The following is a 25,065-nucleotide window of genomic DNA, read 5'->3' as shown; positions in this document are numbered from 1 at the left end:
AAGCCTTCACTCTAACCTAGATTATTTCATGACGGAGGCTATCTTTTTTCTTATCCTATAAACCTTTAAACCTATACTTTCCTATAGGAAAATAAAAGGAGACACTTGTTTGTCCGATTCCATGGAGAGCGGATATTTACCAGTCATACACGCTGTACAAACGCCTTGATGGATCGTCTTATCTTTTAAGATTGCTTTTTCCATACCTGCCTCTGACAAATACGCTAGACTATCTCCGCCAATGATTTCTCTTATTTTATCTTGTTCATAATTTGCTGCAATTAACTCTTTTCTTGTCGACATGTCAATCCCGTAGTAGCAAGGATGTTGAATAGACGGGGAAGCAATTCGCACATGCACTTCTTTTGCACCAGCGTCTTTTAACATATGCACAATCCGCTTACTCGTTGTGCCACGGACGATGGAATCATCAATCATAACGACTCGCTTTCCTTCAATGATACTTCGAACTGGGGATAGCTTAAGCTTCACCCCTTGCTCTCGTAATTCTTGGGAAGGTTGAATAAAAGTTCTACCAACATAACGGTTTTTAATAATCCCCATCTCATATGGAAGCCCACTTTCCTCAGCGTAACCAATCGCAGCTGATGTACTAGAGTCAGGCACGCCAACAACGATATCTGCATCTGCCGGAGCTTCTTTGGCAAGCTCCATACCCATGTTTTTCCTTGACGCATGCACATTTACTAAATTTACATCGCTATCTGGTCGGGATAAATACACATATTCCATGGCACACATTTTTCGTTGTTCTCGCATAGCAAATCGTGTCGACGTGATGCCATGATCGTCAATCGTAATGAGCTCACCTGGTAATACTTCCCGTTCAAATGTGGCGCCAATCTGCCCGAATGCGCATGTTTCCGAAGCAACGACATAGGCATCTCCTAATCTACCAATCGATAATGGGCGAATCCCGTGCGGGTCTAGCGCAACAAACAGCTGCTTTTCCGTCAAAATTAAATAGGCATAGGCACCTTGTACTTGATTTAATGCTTCTGTAATGGAAACCTTCGACACTTGGTTCCCATTACGTTTGATTAAATGTGCCAATACTTCTGTATCGGATGAAGTTTGCAATATGCTTCCTTCTTCTTCTAATTCTGCTCGCAAAGCATAGGCATTCATTAGATTGCCATTATGTGCAAGCGCCATACTCCCTTTTTGGGAATGGAACAATAAGGGTTGCACATTCTCTAACGTTTTAGCACCTTGTGTCGAATAACGGACATGTCCAATCGCTACATCACCTTGTAACATTGAAAAATCTGCATGCTTAAAAACATCATTCACTAATCCGACATCTTTATGCACTTTTAATTGCTGTCCATCACTGACAACGATACCAGCACCTTCTTGACCACGATGTTGCATGGAATGTAACCCGTAATACGTCAGTTCTGCCGCTTTTTCATGCCCCCAGATACCGAACACGCCACATTCTTCCCTTATGCCTTTGTCTTCAGCATGCATGGAATGGCTCCTTTCCATTGTGCTTGTAATAAAGCAACAGATTCAGACACATATTCCTGCTCATTGATAGAAATCGTAAGATGCTTATCCGTTGTAACTTTCCCAATCTCAACGGCATCTTCCACGATATGCACAAAATTTTCTTGTTTGTTTTCTGGAACAGTTACAAGAAATCGAGACTGTGTTTCACTAAATAACATCACTGTCGGGTCACCAGATAACTGTACAGTTGCCCCCAATGTATGCTCAGCAAACAGGCTTTCCGCTAAAGCGACCGCCAAACCACCTTCAGCAACGTCATGTGCTGATGATACGACCCCTTGTTGGATTGCTGTTAATAGCTGATCTTGCCGTTTTTTCTCGACGTCTAAGTTTATTTGCGGTGCTTTTCCTGCATACTTTCCTTGCATAAGTCGCTGTAGCTCACTACCCCCAAAATCGCACGCCGTTTCTCCAATAACATAAATACGATCTCCTGCTTGTTGAAAGAAACTCGACGTAATATGATCCAGTGATTCATGTAGCCCAACCATCCCTACCACAGGAGTCGGAAAAATCGCCTTTCCGCCTGACTGGTTATACAAGGATACATTTCCACTAATTACAGGTGTAGCTAACGTTTCACTAGCAGCTACCATGCCTTCCACGCTTTTTTCCATTTGCCAAAACACTTCAGGATTCGTTGGGTTGCCAAAGTTCAATCCATCTGTTAACCCGAGTGGCTTAGCACCTGAACAAATAATGTTACGAGCCGCTTCTGCAACGGCAATTTTTCCACCTGTTTCAGGATCTAAATAAATGTATCGAGAATTACAATCCGTTGTCATTGCTAACGATTTATTCGTACCTTGAATACGCACTACCGCTGCATCAGAACCTGGTGTAACGACTGTATTTGTTTGCACCATAGAATCATACTGATCATAAACCCATTCTTTAGAAGCGATCGTCGGTTGCTGTAACAGTTGCTTGAACATGTGTGCATGATCTTTAACAACTGGCACTTCTTGCTTCATTTGTTGAAAAGCTTGGAAATAAGCAGCTTCTTTAGCAGGTAAATGATACACTGGAGCTTCTTCCGCTAATGCGTCAACTGGAATATCAGCCATCAATTTGCCATGTTGGAAAATACGAAAGGTCTTTTCCTCAATGACTTCACCAACTGCTACTGCCTGCAAGCCATACTTTCGGAATACTTCGATAATTTCCTGTTCACGTCCTTTTTTAACCACGAGCAACATCCGTTCTTGTGATTCAGAAAGCATTAGTTCATACGCTGTCATATTTGCTTCTCTTTGTGGTACATGATCTAAATTCATCTCCAAACCTGTCCCAGCTTTACTAGCCATTTCACTAGCAGAAGAGGTTAAACCAGCAGCACCCATATCTTGCATGCCTACGAGCGCATCTGACTGGATTACTTCTAAACATGCTTCAATCAGTAATTTTTCCATAAATGGATCGCCAACTTGTACTGCAGGACGATCTTTTAAGGAATCCTCTGCCAAATCATCGGAGGCAAATGTCGCACCATGAATACCATCCCGACCTGTTGGCGCTCCAGCATAAAGGACCGTATTCCCCACACCAGCGGCAACCCCTTTTTGAATATCGTCATGCTTTATTAAACCGACACACATGGCATTTACTAATGGATTCTCCTGATAACAGTCATCAAATTGCACTTCCCCACCAACTGTTGGAACACCGACACAATTCCCATATCCTGCGATACCGTCAACAACACCGGAAAATAAGTATTTCGTCCGTTCATTTGTTAATGGACCAAACCGCAGCGAATTCAAGAGAGCAATCGGACGTGCGCCCATAGAGAAGACATCACGAATAATGCCACCAACGCCTGTTGCCGCACCCTGATACGGTTCGACTGCAGACGGGTGATTATGACTTTCAACTTTAAAAACAACAGCCTGCTCATCGCCAATATCAATAATCCCTGCCCCCTCTCCAGGACCTTGCAACACATGCGGGGCTTTCGTTGGGAACTTTTTCAATAATGGTTTAGACGATTTATAGCTACAATGCTCGGACCACATGACGGAAAAAATCCCTGTTTCCGTATAATTCGGTCTGCGCTGTAAAATATGCTTCACCATCTTGTATTCTTCATCATTTAAACCCATTTCTTTATAAAGCGCTTCATTTTCAATTTGCTCTGGGCTTATTTCATGCGTTTGCAACATAAGTTTCCCTCCAATTATGAATCAATGACTGAAATAAACGTAAGCCATCCGCACTGCCTAACAATTGTTCCACAGCACGCTCTGGGTGCGGCATCATTCCAAGAACATTCCCTTCTCTATTTACAATTCCAGCAATATTCTCTATAGAGCCATTGGGATTATTTTGATAGGTAAACACAATTTGCTTATGTTCTATTAATTCTTGCAATGTCGCTTCATCACAGTAATAATTTCCTTCCCCGTGCGCAATGGGTAATTGAATTGTTTCTCCTTCATTATATGCCGTTGTAAACATCGTTTGATTGTTCTTTACCGTTAGCACTTCTTGATGACACATAAACGAAAGATTTTTATTGCGCAATAATGCCCCCGGAAGCAACTCAGATTCTGTTAAAATTTGAAAACCGTTACAAACACCTAGTACAGGCTTACCTTTTGCGGCGTGTTTTTTCACTTGTTGCATCACATTTGACGTTGCTGCAATTGCCCCTGTACGTAAGTAGTCTCCATAAGAAAAGCCGCCAGGAAGAAGAATGGCATCATAGTTATCTAGATTAGCAGTTTCATACCATAATAGGTCGGCATCTGCTCCTAAAACGTTTGCTACTGCCCTGTACATATCTCGATCGCAGTTTGAACCAGGAAAGGCGATGACAGCAAATTTCACGACTGAACAGCCTCCTCCAACGTAACTTGATAATTTTCAATGACCGGATTCGCTAATAATTTATCGCACATTTCTTTAATACGAGCTTCTATATGAGGTCCTTCCTCTACTTGTAGCTCAATCATTTTCCCCACTCGCGCTTCCTCTACTTCTTCGTAACCTAACGCATGTAAAGATTGTTGAATAGCTTTTCCTTGTGGGTCCAGCACCCCTTCTTTAAGCGTAATATGCACCTTTACTTTTTTCATTTTTGCTCCTCCAGTCGGTTTAATATTTCTTCATAAACAGTGAGCAGGTCACCCGTTCCTTGACGAAAGACATCTTTATCCAATTTTTCAAATGTTGCGACATCCCAAAGTCTACACGTATCTGGGGAAACTTCATCTGCAAGCACGATGGAGCCACATGCGAGCCTGCCAAATTCTAACTTAAAATCCACTAATTGAATACGAATAGCTTGAAAAATATGCTGCAAATGGATGTTAATCGCTAGCGCTTTTGTTTTAATTTCCTGCAATTCAGCTTGTGTAATAGACGCAACGAGTAATGCATGCTCATCATTAATTAACGGATCACCTAGCGCATCATCTTTATAAAACAATTCCACAATTGGCGGTTCCAAGACCGTTTTTTCTTCAATCCCAAGGCGCTTCGTAATGCTGCCAGCGGCAACATTACGAACGACAACCTCAAGCGGAATAATTTCCGTTTGCCAAACGAGCTGTTCTGTTTCATTTAAACGCTCGATGAAATGTGTCTTTACTCCTTGATCCTGTAGCATAGAGAAAATATGTGCTGCTATTTCGTTGTTCAAGCGACCTTTACCTGGAAATACTGATTTTTTTTCACCATTAAATGCCGTTGCGTCATTTTTATAGGAAAGGATGAGCTTTCCAGTTGCATCTTTTGCTTCATATACTTGCTTTGCCTTCCCTTCATAAAGTAAGGCACCCTTCATGTTATCCACCTCACGCTAAGCCAATTTTTTCAAAGATTTGATCCACATTCTTTAAATGGTACGTATAATCAAAGCAATTCTCTATCTCAGCTTGTGATAAATGCGCCGTAATTGTTTTGTCTTCCTGAACGAGCTGCTTAAAATGTGTTCCTGTCTCCCATGCTTGCATCGCTTTTGGCTGTACCGTATCGTAAGCAGCTTCTCGACTCATTCCTTTGTCAATTAAAGTAAGTAATACACGCTGTGAAAATATAACGCCATGCGTTTTGTCGATGTTACGCTTCATGTTTTCAGGGAACACCGTTAAATTCTTTACGATAGTACTAAAGCGGTTGAGCATATAGTTAAGTGCAATGGTCGCGTCTGGTAAAATAACTCTTTCCGCAGAAGAGTGGGAAATATCTCGTTCATGCCACAATGCAACATTTTCATAAGCTGTTGTCACATATCCACGAAGCACTCTTGCCATACCAGTCATATTTTCTGAACCGATCGGGTTTCGCTTATGCGGCATTGCGGAAGAACCTTTTTGACCTTTTGCAAAACGCTCCTCTACTTCTCGTGTTTCCGTTTTTTGTAAACCACGAATTTCTGTTGCAAACTTTTCAATGGATGTAGCAATTAAAGCCAATGTAGCGATATAAGCAGCATGACGGTCTCGCTGCAATGTCTGTGTAGACACAGGTGCAGGCGCTAAACCTAATTTTTTACATACATACTGTTCCACATATGGATCAATATTTGCATATGTACCTACAGCTCCAGACAATTTACCAAATTCGATGGAAGTTGCTGCTGCTTCAAATCGTTCCAAATTTCGTTTCATTTCTTCGTACCAAAGTGCTAGTTTTAATCCAAAAGTTGTCGGCTCCGCATGAACACCGTGCGTTCTTCCCATCATAACCGTATGTTTATGTTCGATCGCTTTTTGTTGCAAAATTTCAATAAACGCATGTAAATCTTGACGAATAATCGTATTTGCTTGCTTCACTAAGTACGATAGTGCCGTATCGACAACGTCGGTAGAGGTTAAGCCGTAGTGCACCCATTTCTTCTCGGTTCCTAATGTTTCGGATACTGCTCTTGTAAAAGCAACAACATCGTGGCGAGTTTCTTGTTCTATGTCATAAATGCGGTCCATATCAAACGATGCTTTCGCACGTAATTGTTGCACATCCTGTTTTGGGATTACACCTAATTCACTCCATGCTTCACACGCTAATAGTTCAACTTCTAACCATGCTTTAAATTTATTTTCTTCCGTCCAAATAGCTCCCATTTCTTCTCTTGTATAACGTTCTATCATCTATTTTGCCTCCCAAAATGTCTTCATTTGCTGGTGTACGTTCTGTAGCGTATCGCTAGTAAAAGTAATATGCCCCATTTTCCGTTGGGCTTTCGCTGCTTCTTTTCCATACAAATGAACAAAGCCTGCTGTTGCTTTCGGTAAGCACTGCATAACATGCTCTAGATCTTGCCCTAAAACATTGACCATGATAGCAGATTGTAGAAGGTTTACTTCTAGTAACGGCATACCACAAATCGCACGAATATGTTGCATAAATTGGGAAACATTGCATGCTTCTATCGTATAATGTCCCGAATTATGTGGTCGTGGTGCCAATTCGTTCATATAAATAGAATCACCTTGAACAAATAGTTCCACCGCAAAGGTTCCAACGATATGCATATGATGCGCTAGCTTTTCTACCGCCTGGATCGCAAGCTTCTCTACTTCTGTCGAAACCGTAGCTGGTACAGATGTCTGGTATAAAATATGCTGGCGATGTTCATTTTCTGCAATAGGGAAAAAAGTAATTTCCCCAGCATGCGAACGTGTAAAAATGACGGATATCTCTTTATCAAAACGTACCCACTGCTCTATAATACAATGTCGGTACTTATCAGCAAACTGACAAGCTGTATCAATGTCTGATTCATCCTCTATTTTTAACTGACCTTTGCCATCATATCCCCCACTACACGTTTTAATCACTACAGGAAAGGAGAAATCTTGTAACGCTCGTAAACATTCCTCTCCGTTTCTCACAACAACAAAATCAGCTACTGGTAAATCAAGCTCGCGCATCACTGTTTTTTCTTTTTCGCGATTTTGCGTCACTTCTAAGGCATAAGCGCCTTGCGGGAGTTTATCTTGTTGTTCTAAAAAAGCCGCTGCTTGTAAATTCACATTTTCAAACTCGTACGTAACAACATCTGATACATTCGCTAATTCTTTAATTGCATCCATATCATCATAGTGGGCAACAATCGAATGATCAGCAACCTGCGCTGTCGGACAGTCAGCAGTTGGGTCAAGCACTGCAATACGATATCCCATATATTTAGCTGCCAACGCCATCATGCGACCAAGTTGTCCGCCACCAATAATTCCAATCGTTTTTGGAGGTAAGATAAGGTTACTTTTTTGCAAGTTCATCCCTCATTTCTGCAACAGCCTGCTTCATCTCATTGCGAAAATCTTCCAATCTATTAGCTACTTTGTCATCAAACGCACCTATCATTTGTGCTGCAAGTATCCCTGCATTTTTCGCTCCAGCTTTTCCAATCGCAACCGTTGCTGTCGGAACACCACCTGGCATTTGTACAATCGATAAAAGCGAATCAAGCCCTTGTAACGCTTTGCTCTGAACCGGAACTCCGATGACAGGCAAATTCGTTTGTGATGCTACCATTCCTGGTAAATGAGCTGCACCCCCAGCACCAGCAATAATTACTTTGATCCCTCGCTCCCTAGCTGACTTGGCATAAGTAAACATATCGTCTGGTGTCCGATGAGCGGACATAATTTCCTTTTCATATGGAAGTTGCAGTTGATCTAATACATCACAAGCATACTTCATCGTTTCCCAATCAGAAATACTGCCCATAATTACCCCTATCATGATTTCAACCACCTTGTTTCTAATTTCTTATGCGATAATTCCTTGAATAAATAACATAAACCAATTACATGTAATGATCTTTGCGTCAACTAATTTCCTAAAAACCGTTACCAAGTCTTTATCGACAGCAACCATTTTTGTTATCCTGCAAAACGTTAGAGAGTGTATACTCCCCTATAATGTAAAACAAAAAACAGATTTATTTCTACTCTCATAGTTATAAGAGAAGAGAATAAATCTGTTTCAATATATATGGAAACAGACGTGCCTTCGTTAAGCATAGCACGATCCTACTTCCCTCATAGTCCAGTCATTTACGGTGCTGGGTAGAGACTTCTGAGCCATATTCTCAGTTTTATATGAGGTTCCGTTGTTTTATTGTCGATTTAAGAATAACAATATATTGTCTTACTGTCAATAAAATAACGAACATTACTTATTAAAACAATAACAACGTTCGGTTTTTACCATTATTTTACGATTATACATTATTCTTTGCTTTATTGGTGTAATTCTCCTTGGTCATCTGCTTTTACCTGCTGGTGTTTTCTCTCTTCTTCCGTACGTTTTTTCGGATTCATTAACCGACCTTTTCGCACTTGTTTCACCCAAAATCCGCCATGTATTTGCTTCGGTTCATAAGCAATGATAAACGCTTTCGGATCAATTTGTTTAATGGTTTCATAGAGTTTCAACTCATACTTACGAGGGGTTAAGATTTGCATGGATAAACGATCACCTTCCATCCCGTAAGCAAACCAGCTTGTAACACCATACCCTTTATCCCGTAATTGTTTCGTAAAAGCGATATCTGGATTTGATGAAATCACATTGACGGTAATATACCCTAGCGCTAGCTTTTCTTCAATCATGGAACCACAAATAACACCTATTCCAAAACCGATGGCATAAGCAATTAAATTTTGAATTTCATTTAAGTTATCTAGCACAAGCCCGAGACCAAGTACATAAATAACAATTTCAAACATACTAACGAAGGCAGCAATGTAACGCCTTCCTTTTAATGTTAAAATCATGCGTACAGTAGATAAGGATACGTATACGATATTAATAACTAAAATAATAACAACCATAACGATGGCATTACTTAACAACATCAAGCCCTCCCATACCTTGATTTAAGAGGATGTTTCAAAGTTCGATGATTTACATATACTTATAGTCTCATCTGTTTGCTTGAAGCCAATGAGACTAATCCATTGACAACAGTATACATATCAGCTCATCAACCCTTTTTCAACTCACTCTTTAAGCTTACCTCATTTCTCATATTTATGAAATATTTTTATTTTCATGCGTATTTTACAAACATGACATGCACATCGAACTAACGACAGCATAGGCTATCATGTAGTGACTTGAACTTAAAATTTTTCGGCTGCAAACTGTCCCTTACTACTCATTTAGTAACAAATAAAGCGAACCTTCCATCCGTGAGGGTGTGGTTTCCTCCCATATCCCCATAGGTTGTTAAGCAACTACGGGGACGTCCTAAAGGCGCCTCTAAATGAATGGAAGATGTAAGATGTAGGTGCTGTTTTCCCTATTTCCATTATACCTTCCTTTTCTTGAAGCAAAAGTCTTACAGCACCTTATATCCGCTAAAAAAATTTGGCTATCCATTACATACGTAGATGGCCAGGATAAAACGAGGTGATACGTGTATGGATCCTTTTCAGCAAATGTCCGATTGGAAAAAGAATATGGATCATTTTTTCGGTGATCGTTTTTGGAACGAGTTTGAAGGTCTTATAAAACCTACAATACCACAAATAAACATTTATCAAACCGACCATGAATTATTTTGTATTGCAAGTGTTCCCGGACTAAGTGATTTGGAAAAGCTTGATGTTTACGTAGACTATACTACATTGGAATTAAAAGGTTCCATTGATATTGACCATTCTTATGGAACAGTAGTGAAAGAAGAAATTCTACACGGTGTATTTGAAAGAAAAATAACCCTTCCCTTTCCCGTTCGTTCCGATAAAATAAAAGCAACTTACAAAAATGGCCTTGTCTATATCCAATTGCATCGCCTTATTTCCGAAACAAGCAGAAAAAATCGCGTTCATGTTCATGTATTGGAAAATTCCTAAATGTACGAATTACGGAAAAAACCGCTTTTCAGTATGGAATGCATTACCCACTGATTAGCGGTTTTATAGATATATAGCCTCAAATGAACGTATCAATAGTAAAATCCAATTTGTTTACACGATACGATCGGATTAGAAAAGCGACGGCGCTTTTCCCGCCGAGAAGAGCTAAGCTTTCTAAGCTGTAAACGAAACACCGCCAAGCTTACTCTTATTCAGGGCCAAATAGACGCCTTTTAGTTCGTAACGGAATGCCCCGCAATCTTTTTTTTAGCATATTTTTCCACATACTCCCTAGCACGTCACACTGTAATAAATCGTCTGCTAAACGTAAATCTTCTTTAAACTTGTGCATTGCCTCATTGCATGCAGCAATCGACCATTGCGGGTAGGGACGATCAATTAATTCCATATCTTGTTCTGCTTGTATGTTCCCTGCTTGAAGAATGCGAAAATACCACCCTGTACGACCACTTTGTTGCATTTGTAATGCAAAATCATCTATTTGCAAATGCCTCGCTAACTTCCAAGATGGTAAATAAGGTTGGCTAACTTGAACGATCGCCTCCCCTAGTCGATAGGTATCTCCGATGGACACCGCGTACTCATCCATCTCTAAGACAGATAGATTTTCCCCAATATCTCCTATTTGCATCGTGTCTAATTCATAGACGTCAGCCCAATCATAATAATGTTTCCACGGGTAAACAAACAATGCTTTATCTCCGTCTTTCTCCAGCGTTAACCCTTGATCTGTTACATAAATAGAACCGTTCACCTCTTCATTTACATAAGCCATAGACCCCTTTTCTTCTTGATTTTGCTGATCTAGTTTTTTTCTATGAAATAATTTATGAATATATGGTTCTGCCATTCTGTCACCTACTAGCAAAATATGTTATAGTATCTTTATTCTAATAAAAATAAACTAACTTGCAAACTTCCTTATGAAAAGCGAGGGATTCTTTCATGAAGAAAAAACAACGAGCAACCTTTGCTGGCGGATGCTTTTGGTGTATGGTAAAGCCGTTTGACCAATGGAATGGCGTAGACAGTGTTATTTCTGGATATACAGGTGGTCATACGGAAAACCCGACATATGAAGAAGTAAAACAAGGCAAAACGGGGCACTATGAAGCAGTTGAAATTATTTACGATCCAAATGTTTTATCCTATGAAACCATATTGAACATATACTGGCAGCAAATTGACCCTACCGATGACGGAGGACAATTCCATGATCGAGGTGACTCCTATCGAACTGCTATTTTTTATCATAATGAAAACCAAAAAATAGCAGCAGAATCCTCCAAATTACATCTTGAAGAGAGCGGAAAATTTTCTAACCCGATTGTTACGCAAATATTGCCAGCTACGGCTTTTTATCCAGCTGAAGCATACCATCAAAACTTTTATCGAAAAAATACAGCTGCCTACGAAGAAGATCGCGCCAAATCTGGTAGGGATGCATTTATTAACCAAGTGTGGAGATCATAGGCAATTAACAAACAGATAAAATATGTCCTACTATTCACACGGTAACGGTAGCACATTTTAGTAGTTCTTCATTATTTTCACATGTGTGATCACCCACTCGATCTAACATACCGCTAAGCCAGTAATCGACGATAACTTCCCTGTTTTCTATTTCATTTTTGGAAGTTCTATTTGTATGGCATTTCATATATTCGCTTGTCATGTACCTCTGGAACCCTACTAGATAAAATTTGCTGTCGGTTTTTTACACTATAGGAATGTTTAGTTCATTTTTCCTGATAAGGTAAGAGCAAAGGCTCGGGGCGCCCGGTTAGCAACGTAGAGAGTGGAACGAATCAACGAAAGTCTTAGGAATCATGCTCCTGCAACAGGATTATGCCGGTAAGCCCGTCTTTAGTCCTTCCTATTTAGAACGAACCGATGATGACTTAGCTTAGGGCAATGGAGTGAATTCGCCTAGTTGCTGGGCGCTGGAGCCGGACGTGGCTAAATAACTTAGTAAATTTATCCCCAGATGGTAAATTTTACAATCTCTTAGATGAGAGCAAGAAGGTTTTGCTATAAAACAACTTGAAGTTAGCAAGCGATTCTACATACCGATGATCGCTATTCAGTTAGTTATCGTGCAAAACAAATAGTGAGGGGATAAGCCTCTCCTTCCACTTGACTACATGATAGGTCATTACAAGTAGCTTTTCATTTTTTTAAGCTGTTTTCCCTCTATGTAATAGAACGTAAACTGCTACTGGATATAGCTTTACTTTATTTACACGATAGAGAAGTATATGATTTTTTGGGTTTATGTGGCCATAAGACTGGGCGATAAGCCAATTTTTTCTAAAGTTAGGAGAGAGATATTTGTCAAATCAACCATCGTTAACACCTTTAAAAATGTTGTTATTTGCTTTCCATGCTACGAATACGATTATTCTTAGTTATTTACCTTTGTATTTAAAATACAAAGGACTGGATGGTACAGAAATCGGATATGTACTAGCAGTTGGTCCTTTAGCTTCTATTGTAGCGCAACCGTTTTGGGGATATATGAGTGATAAATATAAAACGGTAAAACGTGTTATTCAAGTCTGTCTCATCGGCTTACTAGTCATGAGTGTGATCTTTTTTCAAATGAATACACTACTACCAATACTCATTGTTGGAGCTATATTTTATTTTTTCGTAACGCCTATTGGGGCACTAGGGGATAGTCTTGCACAACGAAGAGCCCATGATCTTGGCGTTTCATTCGGAACGATACGTTTATGGGGTTCAATTGGTTTTGCTACTTCTTCGCTTGTTATTGGAGAAATCCTTACAAGAGCCGGCATTCAGTATATGATTATTCCTTACTTATTTTTCGGGGTATTGGCATTTATTGTTAGTTTTAAGCTAGTGGACGTTAACGTAACGTCAGAGCCTGTAAAATTAAGGGATGTCAGTTTGCTCATTAAGAGTAAACCTTTTCTTATTTTTCTTTTCTTCATCATGTTTTTAAGTGTGACGCACCGAGCAAATGATAGTTTTATTGGTTTGTATATTGAGCAACTAGGTGGAAGTGAAGGTTTAGTTGGAGTGGCTTGGTTTGTCGGCGTACTTACCGAGGCGCTTGTCTTTGCTACCGCTGGCTACTGGTTCAGAAAATATCACCCGCTCGTATTCGTTATTATTGCTGGGATTTTATATAGTATTCGCTGGTTTATTTATGGGGCAGCAGATAACCCTTGGCACATCATTAGTTTACAGTTTATGCACGGATTAACTTTTGGTACGTTCTATTTAGCTTCATTTAACTATATATCACGACTTGTTCCTAAAATATTACAATCAACGGGACATCTTGTTTTCTTTGCAACATTCTTTGGTGTATCAGGGATTATTGGTTCCTTAATTGGAGGTGCCATGATTGATACCTTTAGTGGAAATGCCTTATACAATTTCATGGGAATCATTGCTTTCATTGGTACCATTTTAATTACAATTTACCACTTGCTTCCATACGGAAAAGAAACGTATATACATGACAAAGCTTAGAAAAACTTAGCTTATCGCCAGGTGCCTATGAGGAAAGTTACGTTTTTCTTATACGATAAGCCTGTCCATTTTATGCTTCCTAAAGCGCAAAACAGATTGCCATACTCGTTAAAAAAAGTATGGCAATCTGTTTTCATTATTAGACTCCACCCTATTTCGTATTTACTAGTTCTAAATGTCTATTTTTTGTTGACATTTAAGGTAATAAGAACTATTATTTTTGTTAAGACCTACATGTTACCAAAATATTACTCTACTCCACACAAGTTAGCTCCATTCTAAATGGAAGATAACACCTACTTTGAACAGCCTTTAGAACATATTCAATTAGATACCAGGAACGAGGGAGGAAAAATACCCACGGGTTGAAAGCCCGATTTTATTGAATTTTTTACAGTTTGTTATCGCTTACCAGCTTCATAAATTAGCTATTTCCATTTGAAAAACTTGGCTTGTCGCCAAAGTCCTTATGGCGAAAGGCGCAGTTTTTCTTATACTATAAACCTTTAAGCTTCTATGCTTTCCTATGTGCAAAAATAAATTGATGAGGCTAACTAAACGTAAACATGTGGCAAAATTTCATTACCAATAGGAGGAACAGCTTTGCATACAAAAACGATACCTAATAAAACAAATCAGCTGGAAAACAGCTCTATACATAGAAAGCTAATGGGAATAACAGAAGAGACACTAGATTTAGTAAGACAAGCCGCACCCATCATATCACCATATAAGCAAGAATGTATTTCTGTCGTTTACAATTATTTTGAATCTATTTCAAACCAAAATAAGCAATCCATTTCACAGCAACAATTAGAAACCATTGTTGAAACGTATGTAGAAGAACTGTTAAAAGCAACTGTGGATGATAATTACATACGCTCGCGTATGGAAATAGGTAAACAACTCAGTCAGTTACATATACCTGTGGAACAATACATTGCTGTCCACCATTTACTCACTCATCACATCATTTCTTTATTACTAGAACAACCACGCCGCAAACAAAAACAAACCATACCATTGTCGCTCGCTATACAAAAATTGACTGCCTTCGATCAGCAACTTATCGTACAAGCACATATCGAAGAAACATTTAAATCCTTTCTAGGTCAAATTTCAGAGTTACTTCATGGTGTGACGACGTTAGATTCGACAGAGCAATTAATTAACCAAATGGAAAGTATTGTCGAAGAGAGCCACAATGTAACATCTGCTACCGAAGAAGTTAGTGCTTCTGTTAATGAAGTAGCTGAACATGCTACCAAAGTAGCTGAAGAAACAGATGAAGCGGTTGTTTCTGTAAATAAAAGTAAACAAGTAATCCATGGAGCACTTGAAGATATGAACCAAATGGGCGAGGTTTATAAAGAGGTAGCCACGCAAATAAGAAGTTTAAATGAAGAAATAAAGCAAACTCATTCTTTTGTAAATGTCATTGAAGATATTACGGAGCAAACAAACTTACTCGCTTTAAATGCAAGTATCGAAGCTGCACGCGCAGGTGAACATGGGAAAGGTTTTTCCGTCGTCGCTCAAGAGGTTCGCAAACTGGCAGAACATACAAAAGAACAAACCATACAAATTAAGCAAAATATGGAGTCACTACAACAAGTAGCTAGCGATGTTACAACAGAAATGGATAACACGGAAACACGTATGCAACTTACAGTGTCAGAATCACAAGTTGGAGAGCAAGAACTGAAACATATTATAGCAGCTATACAAGCCATTAACGGTTCCACCTCACAAATTGCGGCGATGACAGAAGAACAAACATCAGCAGTAACCGAAATTGCTGATCGAAACGCGGCTATGTTTGACATGGGAAATGCAACCCAAGATGTCGCCAAAGAAACAGCTAAAATCATTTTAGAGTTAAGCAAACAGATGGATGCATATCGCCTGACATTTTTTGATAGTATTCGTTTTCACGCAAAAGATATATTAAAAGCAGCAAAAACCGATCATTTGCTTTGGAAATGGCGTGTATATAACATGCTACTTGATTTAGAAGAAATTGATTCTAACCAAGTCGCTTCGCATCAAGCATGCCGGCTTGGTGAGTGGTATTATGGAAATTTACCGTCCTATCTTAAAGAAAATTCTATCTTCCAGCAGTTGGAGGAACCACATCGCCAAGTACATCATTATGCAAAGTTAGCCGTGCAAAGCTATGAACAAGGAGAACGCACAGAAGCGAAAAGCTATTTCAAGCAACTTGCTACTGCTTCCGATGAAGTTTTACGTCTTTTAACACTACTAGAACAAGCAATTTGACACTTCCATTCTTTTAGGTGTATTGCTAGCTTGAAACAATTTAATGATTTGTTATCTACAAAACGCGCTTAGTTGAGGTAATGATTTTCATAATGGTAGCAGATCATTCCGTGTTTCCTATCGATGTAGAAAATGAAAGTGCTAAAGTGCCTTTCCACTTGGGAAAGGCACTTTCTCTTTCTTCTCTAATTTTCTAACTTAAGAACATAAAATATAATACAAATATCACAAATAAGAAATACATGACAGGATGAACTTCTTTAGCTCGCCCTTTTAACAGCATCGTAATTGGGTAGAAGATAAATCCAATGGCAATCCCTGTTGCGATACTATATGTCAATGGCATCGCAATGACAATCAAAAATGCCGGAACAGCAATTTCAAATTGATCCCATTCAATATTCTTTAATGCAGAAGACATTAATACACCAACGATGATTAATGCAGGAGCCGTTACTTCTGCTGTTACGACACTTAATAATGGTGAAAAGAATAGTGCGAGTAAGAAAAACATAGCGGTAACTACGGCTGTAAACCCTGTTCGTCCACCAGCTCCAACACCAGCCGTTGATTCCACATAAGCTGTCGTTGTCGAGGTGCCTAATGTTGCACCCGCTACTGTAGCTGCCGAGTCAGCAAACAAGGCTTTCCCAGCCCGTGGTAGCTTATTATCCTTCATAAGCCCTGCTTGGTTCGCAACGGCAACTAATGTACCTGCCGTATCAAAGAAATCAACAAATAAGAACGTTAAAATAACGACCAGCATTTGCAATGTAAAAATATCACCAAAATTCACAAACGCTTGTCCAAAGGTAGGTACCAAGCTAGGAACATTGCTTACAATTCCATCCACGCCTGATGGCGGAGTAATTAAACCAACAACCATTCCGACGATAGCAGTAATAATCATTCCGTAAAAAATACCACCACGAATGCCAACCGTCATTAAAATAATCGATATCACTAAGCCAAAAACAGCTAAAAGTACGGTTGGTGAAGTTAAATCACCTAACCCAAGTAATGTCGCTTCATTAGCTACAATGATACCCGAGTTTTGAAAACCGATAAAAGCGATGAAAAAGCCAATACCTGCACCTACAGCCATTTTTAAATTCGCTGGAATAGCATTAATAATTTTTTCACGTAGCCCAGTTAGTGTTAACACAATAAAAATAAGTCCTGAAGCCAATACACCACTTAGAGCTGTTTCCCAAGGTATGCCATATCCTAATACTACTGTATAAGCAAAAAATGCATTTAATCCCATTCCCGGAGCTAGTGCAATCGGATATTTTGCAATCAGACCCATAAATAAAGAACCAATCGCTGCAGCAATTGCTGTTGCGGCAAATACAGCGTCCTGATCCATACGAGTCACTCCACTAGGCAGATCTTCAATTCCGACTAATGCTAATGTGGAAGGATTAACGAATAAAATATAAGCCATTGCTAGAAAGGTTGTTAACCCCGCCATAAACTCAGTACGGTAATTCGTACCCAGTTCGTCAAATCTAAAATACTTTTTCATGATGTTTCCCCTCTCATTTTGTCTGCTCGTACTGCAAGCATTTGTTGTAGTAATGCCAACTGCGCAATACGTTAAGTTGATTACCTTATTACTACTAGATGAACTTTCCATAAAGTGCGTCTTGAATTAGTAGAAGTTATTTTATCCTCCACTGAGTGCTAGTACTTCTTGGATACGACCTATAGATCTCTTAGAACAAAAGCTCGGGGCGCCCGTTTAGCAACGTAGCGACTGGAACGAAGCAACGAAAATTTTAGAAAACATGCTCCTGCAACAGGAGTATGCCGGTGCCCTCCGGCAAGCCCGTCTTTAGTCGGCCTTCCTATTTAGAACGAACCAATGATGACTTATCATAAGGCAATGGAGTGAAGTCGCCTAGTTGCTGGGCGCTTGCGCCGGACGTGGCTAAATAACTTAGTAAGTTTATTTACAGCTGCAAAATTTTATAATTTCCTAGATGACGAAAAGTGGGCTTAAACGACTTGTTCAGTTTCTAGCTTTCTATTTCTTAAAATGGTAGTCTGCCAGCAACTTATATCCATTTGATAAGTTTCCATTGACTTTAATCCAATAAAATATCCATAAAATAGACATGAAAACGAAAAAAGCCCTCAGGTCTGCACCCAAGAGCTTGTTTCATTCACAGAGATATTCAAATAGAACCATCCATTTGCTTATCCTGTGATCACATATATCTCTTGCGTAGTCAGACTATTTACGGCAGTCTGGTAGAAACTTTGAGCCATATCCTCAAATTATACGCCTCTATTTAAATAACACAGGATTATCATACGATTTTTTCCGACACATGTCAACCAAACGCGAACATTATCTTGTTTTTTTTGTTTTTTGTTCGATAAAACAAAATATGATGTACTCTTTTTCATTTATTTGCTGCAAGATCAAATTGATTTTCTTCCTTCTTAGGTAAGCGTTTAGTAGTTATCAAGTTATATCTGTGAATAATTCTTCGTATCATTTTCTTCATTTTATTCGTTCGTTTACGTACATTGGAAACCGATCGTTACCCAAAGTAATTATGAAACGACCAAACAATAACAATTATACTTACTACTCCCCAAACTGTCGTACTCACTATCCACCAAATGATGGATTGAGCTTTTGTTGAACTTTCCTCGGTTTCCTTATTTGCTGTTATAAAAGCGAGCTTACTTTCCATACCTTTTTTCATAGACATGAGAACAACAAAGCCGATTATTATAAAACCAATACCCGCCCAGCGTAATACATCCAACGCTTCCCCCTCCTCTTTTCTTAAATTCCTTTCATCTTCTTTATTCTATTCCATGCCGTTACATGTTTCATCACAAATTTAGTTTATCTAATCATATCATATTTTTACGATTTTTAATTAAATACACTCTGATCATCAAGTCATTCATAATAACTTCATTTTGTGATGTTGAATGCTTTCTAATGCCTGAAACCAAGCAAAGTAATTACTAAGGTACTTTAGTAGCAACACCGTTACAACCTAAAGTTCTTCCTTATCTAATTGAAACTGATCCTGATAAGCCAGGCTATGGCACAAAGATCATTCAAAAAAACACAATTGACAATTTGTCAGTTAATCCGTATACTAACTACCAAAGAGGTGAAAATATGCGAGATGTTAAAGATCCTGAAATTCGCAAAGCAGAGATCATGGAAGCTGCATTGCATCTTTTTGTGAAAAAAGGGTTTTTAAAAACGACAACACAAGATATTATAGACAAAGCTAACATATCTAGAGGTTTACTATACTATCACTTCAAAGACAAAGAAGCTATCCTTTATCACTTAGTAGAAAGATATTCAGAACCAATGGTAGGACAATTATATAAGGTCACTTATAGTGACACATCAGCAATTGAAAAGATTCGCTCCTTTATACAAGCTACTTTAATTACGGCAGACAAAACAACAGCTGATATGATTGCATTACAAAGTATCATCGATTTGGAACAAAATCGCTATTTGATGGATCGTTTTGCTCATAAAATTTCTGAGATACTCACAACTTATTTAACTCATATTATGGAGCAAGGAATGTCAGAAGGGGTTTTTCATGTACCCCAACCAAAGGAAACAGCCTCTTTTCTTATCAATGGATATGTATTCGTTTCCATCGACACAAGTACGTTGCCTAACGATAAAAAATTGCTGTACTTGGAAGCATACAAAAATTTATTAGAGCAAACATTAGGGGCGAAAACAAAGATTTTTTAGTCTAAAACGCCCGTCTTAATGACTATTGCCGTAGTTATTCTTATAATAACCCTAAAAAAGATGTTACTTTACTATAGTGTTAAAAACCAATGGTGCCCTACCATTGGCTATTCTTCACAACCCAACTGACAAAATGTCAGTATAAGGAGGAGCAAAATTTATGGCTATCTTAGAAATAAAAAATCTCACGAAAATCTATAAAAATAAGAAGAAGGCCGTTGATCAATTAACACTTACAGTGGACAAAGGGGATATTTTTGGTTTTATCGGAGGCAACGGATCAGGAAAAACGACAACGATTAAAGCAGTAGTAGGCATTCACAATATTAACCAGGGAGAAATCTTCATCGATGGGCATTCTATTATAAAGGAACCGCTGACCTGCAAATCTAAAATTGCATATATTCCTGATCATCCAAATTTATATGAACATTTAACTGGGTATCAATACATTAACTTCATTGCCGATTTATACAACGTACCCACTTCTAAGCGAAAACAACGAGTTCAAAAATATAGTGATTTATTTGCAATGACGCCAGCCCTTAACCATGCTATATCTTCCTATTCACACGGGATGAAGCAACGAACTGCCATTATTTCTGCTTTAGTTCATCAACCAAAACTTTTCATTTTAGATGAACCATTTATTGGACTGGACCCGAAAGCATCTTACTTATTAAAACAAGTTATGCAAGAATGTGTAGCAAACGGTGGAGCAATCTTCTTCTCAACGCATGTTCTTGATGTTGCAGAAAAACTATGTAACAAAATTGCCCTTATTCATCATGGTAAATTAATAGCAAGCGGTCCTACTGAAACTGTTAAAGGCAATCAATCATTAGAAGCTTTCTTTATGGAGGTACAAAACATATGAGTAAAACTTATTTGCTATTCCGAATTCAAATCATTAACTATTTAGCGCTTAATGAAATGAAACAATCCGGACAGAAAAAGAAGACAGCGATCACATTAGCATTTGGTGTTGTAACCCTCATGTTTTTACTCTGTACGTACAATTGGTTTACTGCGCTCGCCTTAGTAGAATTAGGAAAGCAAGCTTTCATACCTGCTTATATGGTTTCTGTATCAAGTTTTGCCATATTATTTTTAACCGCTCTTCGTTCGAATGGGATTTTATACGGAAGTCACGATTTAGATTTATTGTTAACAGCACCTATCAAACACAGTGAAATTATTAGTAGTAAATTCCTTTTTATGTATGTACTCAACTTCTTAGTTGCTTTTGCATTTATGACTTCTGGCGGCGTTGTGTGGATGTTACACACACCTTTTGATATTTTTCCATTTGCGCTATATGTTATTTCCTTGTTCTTTGTTCCTTTCATTCCAATGTGCATTGCTTCATTGCTTGGGTTATGCATGGTATACATCGGCTCTTTTTTTAAAAACCGTAACATTTTTGCCGTTCTATTCTCCTTTATAAGCCTTGGACTAATAGTATATGTGGCGAATGTTAATATGCATTCGGGAGAAGGAATTACAAATATAGGAGTTATGCTTGCAAATCAAATTACCAAACTGTATCCTCCAGCAGTTTTTTTTCTAGATCATTCAAGCATTTCCGCCCCCATTCGTTTGGCGAGCTTTATTGGAATATCAACTGTTGTATTCTACCTGTTTATAAAATTTGTTTCAGCACAGTTCAGGTCACTCAACGACATTGCAAGCACATCTTCCAAATATAGGTCAAACGAGAAAAAAGTGCTAAAACATAGGTCGCCTTTCGTTGCGCTTTATCGAAAAGAAGTCTCACAATTTTTCCATTCTTACACAGCTGTACTAAACGCTGGGCTTGGTGTTATATCGCTGTCCGTTTTCAGCATTTTTCTAATCTTTGCATCCCCCGAGCAATTAGGAAAATATATCGGTATGGATAATATACATCACTTTCTTTCTATATATGGACCAATAATTATATCCGCTATGCTCTCACTAAGTTGTCCTGCTGCATTCGCTATTTCTTTGGAGGGGAGAAACATTTGGATCGTGCAAAGTTCACCCGTATCTATTAAAAAGATTTTAAATAGTAAGCTGGCTATGAATCTAACATTGCATGCTATTGCATATTGTCTTGCCATTCTAGCTTTTACAACCCGGGTCCAAATGGACACATTGCAAATCATTAGCACATTACTTATTCCTATAGCATTTTCTCTATTTTCAATTACACTGGGGCTCTTTCTGAATAAAAAATACCCGAACTTCACTTGGGAAAATGAGATGATCATTGTAAAACAGAGCCTACCAGTAATTATAACTAGTTTAATTAGCATGTTAACAGTTGTCGGACCTATTATGCTTCACTGGATTTTACCCTTACCTCTACAACCTCTGTTATGGGGAATTGCCGTTGTTATGATCGTCGCCTCAGCCATTATGTATCAAAAAGCTTGCAAAGCAACATATATTTAAATGAAAGGATGGGAAATAGGATGAAATTAAAAGATATTGTCGTTTTTCTAAGCATGTTTATCGTTATATTCGTTATTTGTTTGTTTTTACCTCAAGAAATTCCCATTCATTTTAACGCGCAAGGAGAAGCAGATATTATCGTTAATAAATATTTTTTGTTCATTGGAACGATGATTCCTTACTCAGCTTATTGGCAGTTTTTTCGAAAAGAAAACGGAAAAACGGATTAATATATATCTACAATGAAATAAGGTGCTGTATCCTTCCACTGCTAATAGAAGATGTGGTTAAGAAATCCAACTAAATAATAACAGCACCTACATCCGCTACCAATTTACATCTAGTTACGAATGGAGATTAAAAACAAAGATTAATTTTATCTCCAGGTTCAACTGGGTCACAAACCAGTGTCTTCATTATAAATTGCTTTACATAGCTCATGCAATGCGGTACCAAATAAAGATACGACCATTGCTCCAATAAATGTTTTGTTTTTTAGTATTTTTTCAATTTCATACTTCACCATCGTTGTCATATTCTATGATCCTCTCTGAAGTAGTATAAATATAAATCTTCCAATGTCGGTTGAACTTGTTTTGCTTGTTGAGTTGGCTGTTCTTTTGCAACCATTCTTAATACGGTACCTTTGTGTTCATTATTTTGATTGCTAACATATGTTTTGTTACTATCTCATCAAGTTGACCTGCTTCAACCACCGTTTCCCATACATATCCGTTAATTGTATTTACTAATTCAGAGGAAGCACCTCGATTTTCAAGTTTCCCTCCGTTTAGAATAAGTATTTCATCTGCAATGTAATCCACATCTGAAACGATATGAGTGGAAAGAATGAGCTAATTAAATTTCGAAAGCGCACACGTTCCTTGGGATCCAAGCCTACTGTCGGCTCATCCAAGATCAATATTTCTGGGTCATTCATCATTGCTTGGGCAATTCCTAACCGTTGTTTCATTCCACCAGAATATTTTTTAATTTTTTTATGCTTTACATCTTCTAAACCAACTAATATTAAAAGTTCGAGGCATCTATTTTTGGCAATCTTTAGCAGCAATATATAACATAAACTTCATCGCCGTAGAATCTGGATAATAATTGAACTAACCAAGTTTGAATTCTATTAAATTGAATAGAAGAGAAGAAAAAATTAACCAGTGAATGTTTGTAAAGTTGTTGATCGAACAGTTTTTTCTTTCCTATAGTGGTTAAAAGAAGCAACGTTGCTGGCGTAATGCCAGCAACGTTGCTTCTAGTTAACATTTAACATTCTTCATAACATTCATTGCTTTTTATTGTTCTATCACGATTTAAGACAATTTCTTTCGTTCGCGGTATGATATGCTTTCTCTTGCATAAGGTATTTTACACTCTATTTCCATTTAGAGCAAAGACACAATCTAAATTATAAAACAACTTTTACATGCTTTTATCCTTTTTGTTTTATATAGTTAAGCATACTGAAATACATGGTGATTGAAAAAAGGTTATTTTTTTTCAACAAGTAATAATTCCCTTCAACATTTATTCATCATGAGCATGACTATGATCGTGATGCTCATGTTCGTTCTCTTCCACTTTGCCAGGTTCATCAGAAATTGCCGTAGAATCCGATAATGCTTTTGTTAAGGCCTCTAAATTAGATTGCATGAGTGTAAAGTAATCCTCATCATTTTGTAAATCTTCTTCTGTTAAAACAGATAAATTATGGATACGTAAAGCTTCCGCATTCACTTCCTCGCGAACAACATCCGCTACTTTAGGCGTTACATTCTGCTCAAAGAACACATATTTCAATCCATGATTCTCCGCAGTTTCTACAATATGTTTCAACTCTTTTTGTGACGGCTCATTTGTTGGACTTAAGCCAGATATAGGAATTTGCTTAAGATGATAAGAATGCTCCCAGTATCCATAAGCAGCATGCGATACAATAATCTCCTTTCCTGGTAAATCCTGAAGTTTGTCTCGAAACGCTTTATCTAGGTTTTCAAGTTTTTCTTTTAGCTCAGAAAAGTTTCTATTAAATGTCTCTTTAGAATCAGGTTGAAGTTCTACAAGGACATCCTTTATCTTCTCAGCTAACTGGATAGAACGGATTGGATCTAACCAAACATGCGGATCTTTATCTCCGTGGTCATGTCCAGCATGTCCGTCTCCATCCGTGTGGTCATCTTCCCCCTCATGTTCATGCGCATGATCACTTTCTACATCACCTTCATGATCATGAGCATGACTATCTTCTTCATGTTCGTGAGCATGCTCTATAAAATTTATCCCTTTTGAAGCTTCCACTATTTTTATGTCTTCCGATTGTATCGTATCTGAGATTTGTTTGGCATAAGGTTCTAAGCCTGCCCCGTTATAGATAAAAGCATCTGCTTCAGCAATTTGTACTATTTCTTTTGAGCTTGGTTCATAATGATGAGGATTTGACCCCGGCGGTAAAATAGATTCAACGATAGCTTCATCCCCTGCAATTTGTTCAGCAAAATACTGAAGAGGGTACACGGTAGTAAATAAAGTTATAACTTTATCTGAACTCTCGGAGTCGTCACTTGCTTTACTTTTTTTGGCTTCCTCGCCTTGGGAACATGCAGTTATTACGAAAATTAGCAAAAATAGGATGAATACACCTTTATACTTTTTAAACATTTCTTCTCCTCCTTTAAATTCATTAGCGATTATATCGTAACGATT

At 38.2% G+C, this 25,065-nt stretch carries 24 protein-coding genes and 2 riboswitches; of the genes, 8 read left to right on the top strand and 16 right to left on the bottom strand.

What is annotated here, in order from left to right; genetic code table 11:
* Positions 1-81 precede the first annotated feature (81 nt).
* The 9 genes from purF to BUB45_RS15675 all read right to left on the bottom strand — a co-directional run bounded on the left by purF (position 82) and on the right by BUB45_RS15675 (position 9,344).
* Positions 82-1,494 carry an amidophosphoribosyltransferase gene (gene purF / locus BUB45_RS15715; RefSeq protein WP_073011925.1) on the bottom strand — a complete coding sequence of 471 codons (1,413 nt, stop codon included), beginning with the start codon at positions 1,492-1,494 and terminating at the stop codon, positions 82-84.
* Positions 1,470-3,698 carry a phosphoribosylformylglycinamidine synthase subunit PurL gene (gene purL, locus BUB45_RS15710; protein WP_073011853.1) on the bottom strand — a complete coding sequence of 743 codons (2,229 nt, stop codon included), beginning with the start codon at positions 3,696-3,698 and terminating at the stop codon, positions 1,470-1,472. The genes purF and purL overlap by 25 nt, the downstream gene beginning before the upstream one ends.
* Complete coding sequence (gene purQ / locus BUB45_RS15705; RefSeq protein ID WP_073011850.1) at positions 3,682-4,365, bottom strand: phosphoribosylformylglycinamidine synthase subunit PurQ; 684 nt, start codon at positions 4,363-4,365, stop codon at positions 3,682-3,684. Before purQ ends, purL begins: the two co-directional genes overlap by 17 nt.
* Positions 4,362-4,613 carry a phosphoribosylformylglycinamidine synthase subunit PurS gene (purS, locus tag BUB45_RS15700; RefSeq protein WP_073011848.1) on the bottom strand — a complete coding sequence of 84 codons (252 nt, stop codon included), beginning with the start codon at positions 4,611-4,613 and terminating at the stop codon, positions 4,362-4,364. Before purS ends, purQ begins: the two co-directional genes overlap by 4 nt.
* The gene (gene purC, locus BUB45_RS15695; RefSeq protein ID WP_073011846.1) at positions 4,610-5,323 is read right to left on the bottom strand and encodes a phosphoribosylaminoimidazolesuccinocarboxamide synthase; all 714 of its coding nucleotides are present in this window, start codon (positions 5,321-5,323) and stop codon (positions 4,610-4,612) included. Before purC ends, purS begins: the two co-directional genes overlap by 4 nt.
* Positions 5,324-5,333: 10 nt before the next feature.
* On the bottom strand, positions 5,334-6,629 hold the full coding sequence (gene purB, locus BUB45_RS15690) for an adenylosuccinate lyase (protein WP_073011844.1): 1,296 nt from the start codon (positions 6,627-6,629) through the stop codon (positions 5,334-5,336).
* A complete protein-coding gene (purK, locus tag BUB45_RS15685; protein WP_073011841.1) occupies positions 6,630-7,757 on the bottom strand; it encodes a 5-(carboxyamino)imidazole ribonucleotide synthase in 1,128 nt (375 codons plus the stop codon). It lies immediately after the preceding gene.
* On the bottom strand, positions 7,744-8,229 hold the full coding sequence (purE, locus tag BUB45_RS15680) for a 5-(carboxyamino)imidazole ribonucleotide mutase (RefSeq protein WP_073011829.1): 486 nt from the start codon (positions 8,227-8,229) through the stop codon (positions 7,744-7,746). Before purE ends, purK begins: the two co-directional genes overlap by 14 nt.
* Positions 8,230-8,511: 282 nt before the next feature.
* Positions 8,512-8,612, bottom strand: a riboswitch (purine riboswitch).
* Positions 8,613-8,729: 117 nt separating this feature from the next.
* Positions 8,730-9,344, bottom strand: coding sequence for a DUF2179 domain-containing protein (locus BUB45_RS15675; protein WP_073011922.1), 615 nt, complete (start codon positions 9,342-9,344; stop codon positions 8,730-8,732).
* 570 nt (positions 9,345-9,914) lie between these two features.
* Between BUB45_RS15675 and BUB45_RS15670 the strand changes: the two genes are divergently transcribed.
* Positions 9,915-10,349, top strand: coding sequence for an Hsp20/alpha crystallin family protein (locus BUB45_RS15670; protein ID WP_073011827.1), 435 nt, complete (start codon positions 9,915-9,917; stop codon positions 10,347-10,349).
* Between the two features lie 211 nt (positions 10,350-10,560).
* Here BUB45_RS15670 and BUB45_RS15665 read toward each other — a convergent pair whose 3' ends face one another.
* The gene (locus tag BUB45_RS15665) at positions 10,561-11,223 is read right to left on the bottom strand and encodes an MOSC domain-containing protein (protein WP_073011825.1); all 663 of its coding nucleotides are present in this window, start codon (positions 11,221-11,223) and stop codon (positions 10,561-10,563) included.
* A gap of 95 nt (positions 11,224-11,318) precedes the next feature.
* On the opposite strand from BUB45_RS15665, the gene msrA reads away from it, so the two are divergent.
* Positions 11,319-11,846, top strand: coding sequence for a peptide-methionine (S)-S-oxide reductase MsrA (msrA, locus tag BUB45_RS15660; protein ID WP_073011823.1), 528 nt, complete (start codon positions 11,319-11,321; stop codon positions 11,844-11,846).
* A 34-nt stretch (positions 11,847-11,880) separates the two neighbouring features.
* Here msrA and BUB45_RS19965 read toward each other — a convergent pair whose 3' ends face one another.
* On the bottom strand, positions 11,881-12,048 hold the full coding sequence (locus tag BUB45_RS19965; RefSeq protein ID WP_170861772.1) for a hypothetical protein: 168 nt from the start codon (positions 12,046-12,048) through the stop codon (positions 11,881-11,883).
* A gap of 656 nt (positions 12,049-12,704) precedes the next feature.
* On the opposite strand from BUB45_RS19965, the gene BUB45_RS15655 reads away from it, so the two are divergent.
* Both BUB45_RS15655 and BUB45_RS15650 read left to right on the top strand, forming a co-directional pair.
* On the top strand, positions 12,705-13,877 hold the full coding sequence (locus tag BUB45_RS15655) for an MFS transporter (RefSeq protein WP_073011821.1): 1,173 nt from the start codon (positions 12,705-12,707) through the stop codon (positions 13,875-13,877).
* A gap of 603 nt (positions 13,878-14,480) precedes the next feature.
* The gene (locus tag BUB45_RS15650) at positions 14,481-16,157 is read left to right on the top strand and encodes a methyl-accepting chemotaxis protein (RefSeq protein WP_084723746.1); all 1,677 of its coding nucleotides are present in this window, start codon (positions 14,481-14,483) and stop codon (positions 16,155-16,157) included.
* A gap of 193 nt (positions 16,158-16,350) precedes the next feature.
* On the opposite strand, the gene BUB45_RS15645 is transcribed toward BUB45_RS15650, so the two are convergent.
* Positions 16,351-17,685: an NCS2 family permease gene (locus BUB45_RS15645; RefSeq protein ID WP_073011819.1), complete on the bottom strand. Its 1,335-nt coding sequence runs from the start codon at positions 17,683-17,685 to the stop codon at positions 16,351-16,353.
* A gap of 683 nt (positions 17,686-18,368) precedes the next feature.
* Positions 18,369-18,468: riboswitch (purine riboswitch) on the bottom strand.
* Between the two features lie 241 nt (positions 18,469-18,709).
* Complete coding sequence (locus BUB45_RS15640) at positions 18,710-18,940, bottom strand: hypothetical protein (protein WP_073011817.1); 231 nt, start codon at positions 18,938-18,940, stop codon at positions 18,710-18,712.
* Between the two features lie 368 nt (positions 18,941-19,308).
* Here BUB45_RS15640 and BUB45_RS15635 point away from each other — a divergent pair, with 368 nt between their 5' ends.
* From BUB45_RS15635 to BUB45_RS15620, 4 genes are all read left to right on the top strand, one after another.
* Positions 19,309-19,914: a TetR/AcrR family transcriptional regulator gene (locus BUB45_RS15635; protein WP_073011815.1), complete on the top strand. Its 606-nt coding sequence runs from the start codon at positions 19,309-19,311 to the stop codon at positions 19,912-19,914.
* A gap of 166 nt (positions 19,915-20,080) precedes the next feature.
* Positions 20,081-20,791, top strand: a complete 711-nt coding sequence (locus tag BUB45_RS15630) for an ABC transporter ATP-binding protein (RefSeq protein WP_073011917.1) — start codon at positions 20,081-20,083, stop codon at positions 20,789-20,791.
* Positions 20,788-22,350, top strand: a complete 1,563-nt coding sequence (locus BUB45_RS15625; RefSeq protein ID WP_073011813.1) for a hypothetical protein — start codon at positions 20,788-20,790, stop codon at positions 22,348-22,350. The genes BUB45_RS15630 and BUB45_RS15625 overlap by 4 nt, the downstream gene beginning before the upstream one ends.
* Before the next feature lie 20 nt (positions 22,351-22,370).
* The gene (locus BUB45_RS15620) at positions 22,371-22,580 is read left to right on the top strand and encodes a DUF1648 domain-containing protein (RefSeq protein WP_073011811.1); all 210 of its coding nucleotides are present in this window, start codon (positions 22,371-22,373) and stop codon (positions 22,578-22,580) included.
* A gap of 167 nt (positions 22,581-22,747) precedes the next feature.
* Here the strand turns inward: BUB45_RS15620 and BUB45_RS19960 are convergent, their stop codons facing one another.
* From BUB45_RS19960 to BUB45_RS15610, 3 genes are all read right to left on the bottom strand, one after another.
* Positions 22,748-22,885, bottom strand: coding sequence for a hypothetical protein (locus BUB45_RS19960; RefSeq protein WP_170861770.1), 138 nt, complete (start codon positions 22,883-22,885; stop codon positions 22,748-22,750).
* Between the two features lie 255 nt (positions 22,886-23,140).
* Positions 23,141-23,422, bottom strand: a complete 282-nt coding sequence (locus tag BUB45_RS20665) for an ATP-binding cassette domain-containing protein (RefSeq protein WP_073011809.1) — start codon at positions 23,420-23,422, stop codon at positions 23,141-23,143.
* Between the two features lie 467 nt (positions 23,423-23,889).
* Positions 23,890-25,020, bottom strand: a complete 1,131-nt coding sequence (locus BUB45_RS15610; RefSeq protein WP_073011806.1) for a metal ABC transporter solute-binding protein, Zn/Mn family — start codon at positions 25,018-25,020, stop codon at positions 23,890-23,892.
* Positions 25,021-25,065 lie beyond the last annotated feature (45 nt).

It is taken from the genome of Virgibacillus chiguensis, assembly GCF_900129865.1.
GTDB lineage: Bacteria > Bacillota > Bacilli > Bacillales > Amphibacillaceae > Virgibacillus > Virgibacillus chiguensis.
This window is presented reverse-complemented; position numbering and strand designations above follow the sequence as displayed.